General features: G+C 46.6%; 9 protein-coding genes. 5 read left to right on the top strand and 4 right to left on the bottom strand.

Translation table 11 applies throughout. From position 1 onward, the window contains the following. Both GPL15_RS12090 and GPL15_RS12085 read left to right on the top strand, forming a co-directional pair. The coding region (locus GPL15_RS12090) for a hypothetical protein (protein ID WP_215698927.1) at nucleotides 1-221 on the top strand (221 nt) is incomplete at its 5' end. 53 nt (nucleotides 222-274) lie between these two features. Further along, complete coding sequence (locus GPL15_RS12085) at nucleotides 275-2,494, top strand: doubled motif LPXTG anchor domain-containing protein (RefSeq protein ID WP_215698926.1); 2,220 nt, start codon at nucleotides 275-277, stop codon at nucleotides 2,492-2,494. Nucleotides 2,495-2,594: 100 nt separating this feature from the next. On the opposite strand, the gene GPL15_RS27735 is transcribed toward GPL15_RS12085, so the two are convergent. From GPL15_RS27735 to GPL15_RS12065, 4 genes are all read right to left on the bottom strand, one after another. Then, complete coding sequence (locus GPL15_RS27735; protein ID WP_215698925.1) at nucleotides 2,595-2,945, bottom strand: hypothetical protein; 351 nt, start codon at nucleotides 2,943-2,945, stop codon at nucleotides 2,595-2,597. Nucleotides 2,946-4,394: 1,449 nt separating this feature from the next. Continuing rightward, nucleotides 4,395-5,066: a collagen-like protein gene (locus GPL15_RS27725; RefSeq protein ID WP_275950478.1), complete on the bottom strand. Its 672-nt coding sequence runs from the start codon at nucleotides 5,064-5,066 to the stop codon at nucleotides 4,395-4,397. 384 nt (nucleotides 5,067-5,450) lie between these two features. Next, the gene (locus GPL15_RS12070) at nucleotides 5,451-6,527 is read right to left on the bottom strand and encodes a glycosyltransferase family 2 protein (RefSeq protein ID WP_215698924.1); all 1,077 of its coding nucleotides are present in this window, start codon (nucleotides 6,525-6,527) and stop codon (nucleotides 5,451-5,453) included. Next, the gene (locus GPL15_RS12065) at nucleotides 6,524-6,826 is read right to left on the bottom strand and encodes a hypothetical protein (RefSeq protein WP_215698923.1); all 303 of its coding nucleotides are present in this window, start codon (nucleotides 6,824-6,826) and stop codon (nucleotides 6,524-6,526) included. Before GPL15_RS12065 ends, GPL15_RS12070 begins: the two co-directional genes overlap by 4 nt. A gap of 1,145 nt (nucleotides 6,827-7,971) precedes the next feature. On the opposite strand from GPL15_RS12065, the gene GPL15_RS12060 reads away from it, so the two are divergent. The 3 genes from GPL15_RS12060 to GPL15_RS12050 are packed head-to-tail and all read left to right on the top strand — an operon-like array spanning nucleotide 7,972 to nucleotide 10,428. Continuing rightward, nucleotides 7,972-9,354, top strand: coding sequence for a glutamate synthase-related protein (locus GPL15_RS12060; RefSeq protein ID WP_215698922.1), 1,383 nt, complete (start codon nucleotides 7,972-7,974; stop codon nucleotides 9,352-9,354). A gap of 32 nt (nucleotides 9,355-9,386) precedes the next feature. Then, nucleotides 9,387-10,139, top strand: coding sequence for a ZIP family metal transporter (locus GPL15_RS12055; RefSeq protein ID WP_215698921.1), 753 nt, complete (start codon nucleotides 9,387-9,389; stop codon nucleotides 10,137-10,139). 52 nt (nucleotides 10,140-10,191) lie between these two features. After that, complete coding sequence (locus GPL15_RS12050; protein ID WP_215698920.1) at nucleotides 10,192-10,428, top strand: hypothetical protein; 237 nt, start codon at nucleotides 10,192-10,194, stop codon at nucleotides 10,426-10,428. The last annotated feature ends 443 nt before the right edge of the window (nucleotides 10,429-10,871 follow it).

Raw genomic sequence — 10,871 nt, 5'->3', positions numbered from 1 at the left:
TGGAAGCGAAGAAACTGGAAACGGCGAAAGTGGAAGCGAAGAGGCTGGAGACAGCGAAAACGGAAGCGAAGAAACTGGAAACAGCGAAAGCGGAAGCGAAGAAGCTGGGAACGGCGAAAGTGGAAGCGAAGAAGCTGGAGACAGCGAAAGCGGAAATGAAGAAACTGGGAACGGCGAAAGTGGAAGCGAAGAAGCTGGAAATGAAGAAAACGGAATTATAGATGAGAATGGTTCACAGGTGCCGGCTGATCATACTGGGAATGGAACCGGATCAATGGGCAATGAAGTAATTACGGAGATACCTGAATCCGTACCAGAGCCGGCTCAAAAGTTTGATAAAACTTTTGAACCTATTGAAATTGATGGGATTGTGATTACTGTAGAGGCGGTTGACGCAGTATTTGATGAGGATGTGATTTTATCAGTTGCAGAGACTGATGTACCTGAAGAGGTGGAGCAGGTATTAGTTGAAGAACTTGAGAAAAAGGACCAGGCTTTAAGACAGTATAAAGCATTTGATATCAAGATGGTGAATGAGGCAGGAGAAGAAGCAGAACCTGTTAGTGGTTCTATAAAGGTGTCCTTCTCTGATTTGAATGATATGGCTTTGATAGATGATATTGAAGAAGAAAATGAAGTCTTAGAAGAAGGGGTCTTTCATATTAAGGATGATAATCATTTGATTGATATGAAGGCGGAGAAAAATGAAGAGACTGGAGAACTGGAATTTGTTACAACCCATTTTTCAACGTTTATTTTCTATAAAACCGGAGATGTGGATGCATTATTAAATGCAAAAGACGGATCTGAAATTGACCATAGTACAAAGTGGGCCGTAGAACAGCCTGAATTCGGTATTCAGAGTGAAAGTATTACAGAACAGATTATTCCAGGCGAACCGGATAAAAAAAATAGAATTCACGATGCAAAGGCAGTATATACAATTGGTGAAGATGCCGAGGGGGATTTATATACGTTTCTGAATTTCTGTGACCCATTTACTGAATATATCTATATGCCAGGAGATACAGTTACTTTTGACGTACAGATTATTAATAACAGTAATCATATTTATCGATATAAAAACGGCTCTTTTGCTATTGGTCCGGCAGTAGAAGGTGAAACATTTGATAATACTCAGGCTTTTAATGGTTATCCGGTTCCAACTTATGCTACTTGCTATAGAGTGAAGACAAAAGCATTGACGTCATTATTATCGGGCGTGAAAAAACCCACATATTCCACAGAAGAAATATGGGCGGAACTTGAACGTTTAGGTTACCAGGGGGAAAATGCACTTGCACGATATTATGTGGATTACTACAATCAGTATAATGCTGAGAAGTATCCAGACAGAGTTACAGATGCAGCTTCGCTCGGAGATTTTGACACAGCGACATTAGCCCAGATTTTTGGATCAAATATAAGTACTTGTCCTAATATTCTGGAAGTAGATCCTGAAGTAATCGATGCCCACTTTAATTTCTGCTATAATGCGTTACTAAATATTTCCTTTGATGGAACCACACCTAAATCATCAATTGGTGATGCGATGAGAGAACCGGAATATGCAGATGAAATAATAAGCAGTGCATTCGGAAGACTTGATAAAGGTGGAGAAGCTGCTTTAGAGAACCCGATTAAATTAAACATAAGCGGTCCATATATGGGAAATGCGTATATTAACTATGAATGGAGATTTTTACTGGGGCTTTCTATGGAACAAGTTGATCATAATTTGACTGTTAATTATATTAATGCGGATACTGGCGAAATAATGTCAGAGCCGTATTATCAGACGGTATATATTGAAGAACCTTATGATGTGACTACAACTGCAAATAAATCATTTGAAGGATTCCAATTAGTAAGAATGGACGGTGATCCGCTTATTGGAACAGGTGATGCAGATCGAGTGATCAATGTATATTATGCGGCTAAAACACAGCCGGTAGTTCCGGGAAAACATACCATTACGGTAAACTATTATGAAAAAGGAACTAATATAAAGCTCTCTGATTCCTTTATTGCAACTCAGGAAGAAAATAGTTTATATAACGTAGAAAACCAGACGAAAAAGGAAATCACAGGATATGTTTGGGATTCATGCGATAATAATTTGACAACGGGTACTTTAACAGCTGATTTGGTATTCAATGTATATTATACAAAAGAAACCACCTACACTCCAAGCGGCGGCGGAAGTACTGGCGGTGGCGGAGGAGGAGGATCTTCCAATACGAAACCGGGCAGAGATACGTCTACCCCGTCAGGAGGTCCTGGTGTGACAACTACCATCGGTGAAACAGAGGTTCCACTGGCTCCCGGCCCTGTTACCGAACCGGTGACAATACCTGATGATATGGTACCATTGGCACCGCTTCCTAAAACCGGAGATACAAGCGGCAATAAAAACGGAATGATGCTTTTGATGTCAAGCCTGTTGCTGGCCTTCTATGGATTGATCCGCAAAAGAGAAGATGCAAATGAATAGAATTGAATAAGATGGAATTTTAGCTGAGGGCTGCCTGGAAAGGCAGCCCTCAGTCTATAGGTGAATGTGAGAGGCAGATGCCTGGACTTTTGTTATTTCATTAAGCAATTTGGGTTATTACCAAATAGCCAACAACCCCATTAGAGTCGTCATAGAATCTGACGGATGCATTTGATACAATTTCTATATTCAATCTGCTTCCGGCAGCCGCCTGGAAGATGGCGGAGGATTCAGTCATAGTGTTGCTTTCTAAACTCCTTCTGGTTCCGGCTAATTCTGCACCGTTCAGATAGAGGGAAACCGTATCAGAGGATTCATTGCTAATTGCATAAACAGCATATTCTGCCTTATAAGTGCCGGTATTAGGCAGAGTGACAACTCCAGTGGCAGGATCTATCGTGATTCCTTCTGCCGCGGTTGTACTTGTTAATGGAAAAGATGCATTATCCACTGTGATATCTCCAGGGGTATAAAAGGAACCATAGCTGGCAACCGTGCCTGAGTCTCCGCGTGGTCCGGTTGGTCCGGTCGGCCCAGTTGGTCCAGTTGCGCCGGTTGCACCAGTGGCACCGGTTGGTCCGGTGGGGCCAGTTGCGCCGGTAACACCAGTGGCACCGCTTAATCCAGTGGGGCCGGTAGGGCCAGTGGCACCGCTTAATCCAGTGGGGCCGGTAGGGCCAGTGGCACCGCTTAATCCAGTTGGTCCGGTAGGTCCAGTAGGGCCAGTGGCACCACTTAATCCGGTGGGTCCAGTAGGGCCAGTGGCACCGCTCAATCCAGTTGGTCCGGTGGGTCCAGTAGGGCCAGTGGCACCGCTCAACCCAGTGGGTCCGGTAGGGCCGGTGGGACCGCTTAATCCAGTTGGTCCGGTAGGTCCAGTAGGACCAGTGACACCACTTAATCCGGTGGGGCCGGTAGGGCCAGTGGGACCGCTCAATCCGGTAGGACCAGTAGGGCCAGTGGGACCGCTCAATCCAGTGGGCCCGGTAGGTCCAGTAGGGCCAGTGGGACCGCTCAATCCGGTAGGGCCGGTAGGTCCAGCAGGACCAGTGGCACCGCTCAATCCGGTAGGGCCGGTAGGTCCAGTAGGGCCAGTGGCACCGCTCAGGCCAGTGGGCCCGGTAGGTCCAGCAGGACCAGTGGGACCGCTCAATCCGGTAGGGCCGGTAGGTCCAGCAGGACCAGTGGCACCGCTTAATCCAGTGGGGCCGGTGGGCCCAGTAGGGCCAGTGGCACCGCTTGCACCGGTGGGGCCGGAAACTCCCATAATTCCATTTGCACCGGTAGGTCCGGTTACTCCAGTAGCACCTGTGTTACCAGTCGGTCCAGTCGGTCCGGTGGGGCCCATAAATCCTCGGGGTCCCATGGGGCCACGTTCGCCGGGACATCCTGGCGGTCCCATTGGGCCCCTGGGTCCGGTTGGACCTGGATTACAACAGCAATTGCCACACCCATTATTGCAGCAGCATCCATTTGGAGTACGCCTGCAATTTCCAGATCCGGACAATTCATTATTTCTAAATGCGGAGTCTTCCGATTCATTACAATCACAATTCCCGCTGCGATTCATATCATTTTGATAGTTATAAAACATAATGTTCTCCTTTCTCAATCTTATGTTGTATTTGGATTCAGAAACTGTTTTCTTTTGCGGAATGTGAATATTATCTTGTGCTCTTCACACAACCTGCTAAATATTTCCTATCAGCATATTGTAATATATGAGCAATGGATGGCATCGGTGTACAAGTCAGCCAGCTTGCCGGCCCATTTTTTGAAGTTTTAAAAATTTGAAGTAGAAACATATACCTTATCCCATTGTTTTTATTAGAAAAACGGTATTTTCAGCATACAGGACCGAAAAAAGCGGGTGGACCGTTGTGTCCACCCGTTCCAGGCTTCAGGTTAAAAATAGATCTATATTGCAGGTTGATATAAAGGTTACATTGGTATTGGCTTCATTAGCAAGTACGATCATACCGTATTCATTTTTTATAACTGTTCCAGTGGATGGGGTTTGAGTATTTGTTATTATACTCGCGTCAGTTCCTACAGGTAAACGAGAACGAATGGCAGCTTCGCAATCTGCAAAGCAATCTGTCGGAGCGGGCACTGGTGCCGGCAAATAAGCAATTGCGTCATTATATGATGCGTTGTTTATTTGAATCGAATCGATACTGCATATAGACAAAAATTGCGTGTAATTTTGAGAAGATGTCACTTCAAATATTCCGCTACGTCCATTCGGGCCTAATATCAAAGAACCAGGGCGCCCAACAATTGCATCTCCACTGTCAAGAGTTACAAATAAATCATTATTGGGATATAGAGTAATAATTTGCTGTATTATATTTCTTATTTGCTCTTTACAACTGCAACTAGCAGAATTCGTATTACCGGCAGGTCCGGTAGCGCCAGTGGGCCCAGTAGGACCGGTTACTCCAGCAGGTCCGGTTACCCCAGCAGGCCCGGTTGTGCCAGTCGGTCCGGTTGTGCCGGCAGGTCCGGTTGCCCCAGTAGGCCCGGTTGTGCCAGTTATCCCAGTTGCTCCAGTCGGTCCGGTTGGTCCCATATATCCTTGCGGCCCCATCGGACCCTGTTCACCCGGACATCCCGGCAGTCCCATTGGGCCTCGGGGGCCGGTGGGCCCTCGGTTACAACAACAATTACCGCAGCAGCTCATATCATTTTCATAATCAATACACATAAGTTACTCCTTTCTGATTTTTGGTTCTATTTGTGTTCAGAAACTATTTATCTCTTTAACAAATGTTTATTTACAGGGAATGTTTTTTGATTCATAAGACGAAAGAACCTGTGAATTAAAAATATTACTGTTATATCCCCAAGTCCTTTCTGTGCCTGATTTTAACAACATGCTGGATTCTTTATCAGCATACTGTAATATATGATCAAAGAGCGGGGGGAGTGTACAAGTCATGAAAGCTACTGTTTTTTAGCTTATATGGGCATTTTCAAAATATTTTTCATTCCATTTTACTTCAGGAGAATCAGGTTTGTATTCTTTGGATAGTTTGTGATATTCCAATGCCTTTTTGTAATCTCTCATACGGTCATAACAAACGCAGAGCTGTATTGCCGGAAGAAAGCCATAACAATCCAATTGAATAAATGCGCCTGAATCTTCCCTGATTTCCGTTAAAAGTGCCTGGCGATACCAAAATGCTGCCTGCCGGTATGCATTTTGCTCCAGCAATGCCCTTCCGATTTCACAGCAGACCTCGGCCCGTGGAATATCGAGAACAAAGCTGGAAAATAGAGCATTCATCCGTTCTTTATATTTTCCCATGTGCTCATAACATGACGCAAGCTGGATAGAGGCTTCTATCTGATTCTCGACCCATCCATTTTCCTCTTCTAAAAAGCCCTGAAAAGCCTTAACCGCATCTTCATAACGCTGATGGTAATACAATTCCCGCGCATAATAGAACTGATGCCGTGCGTCCAGCCGCTCTCCATTCTTCAACATATTTTCATAGATATTTAGATTCCTGTCCGGGTCTCCGTTTCCAACTTTACGGTGTTCAATCGAGATAGGGGAATACAATATTTTTCCTTGAGGGGTAACGGCTTCGTGGACTTTCCCTTCCCAGTGAAATCCACGTCCATTTTTCAACAGCCTTTCCCTGTAATAAGAAAAAGTGACATTGCCATTCAGATCAAATCCAGCCTGATATTTCATCATAACCACGTCCGTTTCCGGATCGAGTTCTTCTTTCAAACGAATCAGTTTTTCCTGCTCCTGTTCCGGTAAAATGTCGTCTGCGTCCAGCCACATCCAATAATCCATTGAGCTTTTTGAACATGCGAAGTTTCTGGCGGCAGCAAAATCCTGCTGCCATGGATAATCAAATACTTTTTCTGTATATTTTTTTGCTATTTCTTTTGTACGATCCACCGATCCTGTATCCACAATGATTATTTCATCCGCAATGTCTTTCATTTGTTCCAATATACGTGCAATAACCGGTTCTTCATTTTTAACAATCATACACAGACTAATTGTAATCATAGTACTCTCCTCAATTTTAGAATTGTCATAGTCGTCTGAGCTTCTGAAATCACCACATTGCTGTTAAATGTCAGGCTGAAAGTGGTTCCTCCTGATGTTTCTACGATGAGATACGCCGATCCGGCCGCACTGCTGACCCCTTCTCCTGTCATGAAATAGATTCCTTCATTTATATGCACGGCATTATTATAATACGGAGTAATCTGCATATATCCTTTCTCTTTTAAAAGCCCCGATACTTGATACGAAATCAGATAAGATCCTGCTGCCAGCGTAATTCGCTGGTTATCCTGTGTCACAATTTGCCCTGTGGGATCATTCACAACTGGATACAGTGGCAGCAGCGTGCCATTCTCCGGAGTATAGCCATATATTTCAAAAGAGGCGAATACGTCTTCAGGTTCAGGTCCGACGGGGCCGGTGGGACCAGTAGCACCAGTGGGACCGGTTACACCAGTAAGCCCGGTGGGGCCGGTCGGCCCAGTTGCGCCAGTTGGTCCGGTGGGGCCGGTCAGGCCGGTTACGCCGGTTGGTCCGGTGGAGCCAGCCGGCCCAGTTGCGCCGGTTAGGCCAGACGGACCAGTTGCGCCGGTTAGACCAGTCGGTCCAGTTGCGCCGGTTAGGCCAGTCGGCCCAGTTGCGCCGGTTAGGCCAGTCGGTCCAGTTGGTCCAGTAGACCCGGCTGCACCAGTGGCACCAATTGGCCCGGTTATACCAGTTGGTCCGGTCGGCCCAGTTTCGCCCGTAGCGCCAGCAGGGCCTGGAATTCCCTGTGCTCCTGTAACACCAGTTGGACCTATTGGACCACGCTCTCCAGAGGGGCCAGCCGGTCCGGTGACACCCGTTGGTCCGGTGGAACCCGTTGGCCCAGTGACACCTGTTGGTCCGATGGAGCCAGTCGGTCCAGAGGGGCCAGTTGGCCCAGTCAGCCCAGTTGCCCCAGTTGGTCCGGTGACACCTGTTGTCCCGGTGGCCCCAGTCGGCCCAGCAGCGCCAGCCGGTCCGGTGGCCCCGGTTGGCCCAGTCGCTCCAGCCGGGCCCATAGGACCTTCTGGGCCCCGGCAGCAGCAGTGAGGGCAGGGACAGCAGCAGCACCGTTCCTCATTTCTGCATGTTTCTCTTCGATTGGGCATTCCGTCTGGATAGTCAAAATACATCATATTTTCCCTTCTCCTTTCGAATCTGGCGTATTCCGCCAGTTACTGTTACTATATGAAAGGATAAACTGTTCTGTGTCCAAGTCCGGACTGCCAAGCTTATGGTAAGGCATGTAAGAAAAATATCTGATAAAAGAGCCGTACTTAATTCATAGCTGCGGGCGGTTAAGACTATGATTAATTAAAATAAAACAAAAATAATAATTATTACTGTTTTATTTTGCTGAAAAATATGTTATGATGAGTATAGTTATTTAGAGACCGGATATTTAGAAAGGAGAAGAAGTATGGGGAAATACCGTTGTAAAATCTGTGGGTACATTTTTGATGAGGAAAAGGAAGGGAAAAGGATAGGGGAGATTGAGGGGTGTCCAGTTTGCAAACAGCCGGTATCTTCATTTGAAAAGATGGAAGATGAACAGGTTGTGGAACAGGCGGCGGATATGCCGTTGAGTTATCCGTCCGAATATGCAAGAGAAGATGTATCCTGCCGTTACATGGCAGAAATCCATAAGATGGCAGTTACGGGAAAGCCAATCATAGAAGCCATGGGAACCAGAATGCCCATGCCCAATTGGGATGATATCCTGATTCTGGGGGCTCAGTTAAATCCGCCGCCGCTTATGGAACACGATCCGGTGGATACTGTTACCGTGATTGGAAAACACGCTGAGAAACCGATGGTTCTAAATAGTCCTGTATATATTTCGCATATGTCCTTCGGCGCTCTGTCAAAGGAAGTTAAGATTGCTCTTGCAAAAGGTTCAGCTATGGCAGGAACGGCCATGTGCAGCGGAGAGGGAGGCATTTTACCGGAAGAGATGGAAGCGGCTTATAAGTACATATTTGAATATGTTCCCAATCGGTACAGTGTGACGCCGGAAAACCTTCAAAATGCGGACGCGATCGAAATCAAGATCGGTCAGGGCACCAAACCAGGCATGGGGGGCCATCTGCCGGGAGGTAAAGTAACCCCTGAGATAAGCAGGATCAGAAATAAACCAATGGGACAGGATGTAATCAGCCCGTCAAAATTTGAAAATATCAACAGCAAAGATGATTTAAAAGATCTGGTTTCTCAATTACGCCTGTCATCCGGAGGAAGGCCCATAGGAATTAAAATTGCAGCGGGCCGGATTGAACAGGATTTGGAGTACTGTGTTTATGCAGAACCGGATTTCGTAACAATAGACGGGCGCGGAGGGGCAACGGGAGCGAGCCCCAAAATAGTACGGGATGCTACCAGCGTGCCTACAATCTATGCATTAAGCCGGGCCAGAAAGTACCTGGATCAGGTTTATTCCGATATCCAGCTGGTGATTACAGGAGGGCTGAGAGTGTCTTCAGATTTTGCCAAGGCAATTGCTATGGGAGCTGATGCGGTAGCCATTGCGTCAGCAGGTCTTATTGCAGCAGCCTGTCAGCAGTACAGGATCTGCGGTTCAGGAAACTGTCCGGTCGGTGTTGCCACCCAGGATCCGGAATTAAGACAGCGCCTTAAAGTGGATGCCGCGGCACAGAGAGTAGCCAATTTCCTCAATTGTTCTTTGGAAGAATTGAAGACATTTGCCAGAATCACCGGTCATAATTGCCTTCATGATATGAATACACAAGATTTATGTACGATCAGCCGTGAGATATCTGAATACACGGATATCAGACATGCATAAAATGAATTTGTTGCAGCAAAAGGAGAGATAAGATGCAGTTAGTAGTCATAACCGCATTCGGCGTAGGAGGGGCAACTGTGCTCGGAGCGCTGATTGGTTTTTTAGTGGGAAATATCCCTCATAAATGGAACGATATTATACTGGGATTTGCGGCAGGCGTCATGTTGTCTGCCGCCGTATTCGGGCTTATTTTACCTGCCATGGAAGAGGTGGGAGCTGCCGGGATCTGGATTCCGGCAGCAGGTATTATCTGTGGCGCGCTATTTTTAAATGCAGCGGATAAAGTTACGCCGCATTTACACAATATAACCGGAATGGACAAAGAAGCCCATAAGAATAACAAATCTTTGAATAAGGTCATGCTGTTTGTGATGGCAATAGCAATTCACAACCTGCCTGAAGGCCTGGCAGCTGGTGTCGGCTTTGGCGCCGGTGATACGGGAAATGCAATCGCTGTTGCATTCGGCATCGCGCTGCAGAACATACCGGAAGGAATGGTCATCATTTCTCCGCTGGTATTGAGCGGCGTCAGCAAGAAACGGACATTTTTAATCGCATCATTTACGGGCCTGATTGAAGTGGCAGGCACATTTATCGGCTTTTTTGCGGCGTCTCTGTCCAGTGCAGTACTTCCATTTCTGCTGTCATTTGCAGGAGGAACCATGCTTTATGTGATCAGCGACGAAATGATTCCGGAGACGCATATGCATGATTATGATCAGTTGGCCACTTATGCTCTGCTTTTGGGCTTTATTGTGATGATGGTGATGGACGCTGTTATTTAAATTTTGGGAGAATCTTTATTTAGTTGAGGAAGTTACGCGGTGAATCCTGGGGATGGGGACGGACGGAGGCGGAGGCCCGCTTGGACGGCTGGCACCGGGCGAAACAGAATCCGTTGGCGATGAAAACCGGCTTCCAACCGTAAGGGAAACTAAGGCTCCAGGGACGGAAAAAGACGGTCCGATGCCCATTCACGGTAAACTCTTTATGGGACTTTACCGTTCAGTGGGCATCTCAGAAACTGATTTGGTTTTCAGTTTCTGCCCGTCTTTTTCTATCTCTGCAGCCTAAGTTTCACTAACGGTTTCCAGACGGCTTTCATCGCCAACGGATTCCGTTCCGCCCGGTGCCAGCCATCCAAGCGGGCCTCCGCCTCCGTTCGTCCCCATCCCCAGGATTCACCGCTGTGTACTGGCCTGATAAAGGATAAATAAAGATTTGGAGAAGGGAAGTAGAAAAGGCAGGGTAGCGTTTGATTGAGATATTGTTTGGTATTTCGTGCAGATTGTGACATAGACATTTCAAGTAACTGACGTGGGGATTCGCAGTAAAAGGTCAAGGCTTTTTTGAAAATGCCTTTAGGGTTGACGTTAAATGGTGTGGGGATTTATATTAAAGGGTCAAGGCTTTTTCGAAAATGCCTTGACGTTTTACGTAAGCGATACAAAACAGACCGTAGTGTACAACTGATAACCATCTGCTATACTCTTTTCAAAAGATTGAAGGAGGATATC

This window comes from Clostridium sp. MCC353 (assembly GCF_018785315.1).
Classification (GTDB): domain Bacteria; phylum Bacillota; class Clostridia; order Lachnospirales; family Lachnospiraceae; genus CHH4-2.
This window is presented reverse-complemented; position numbering and strand designations above follow the sequence as displayed.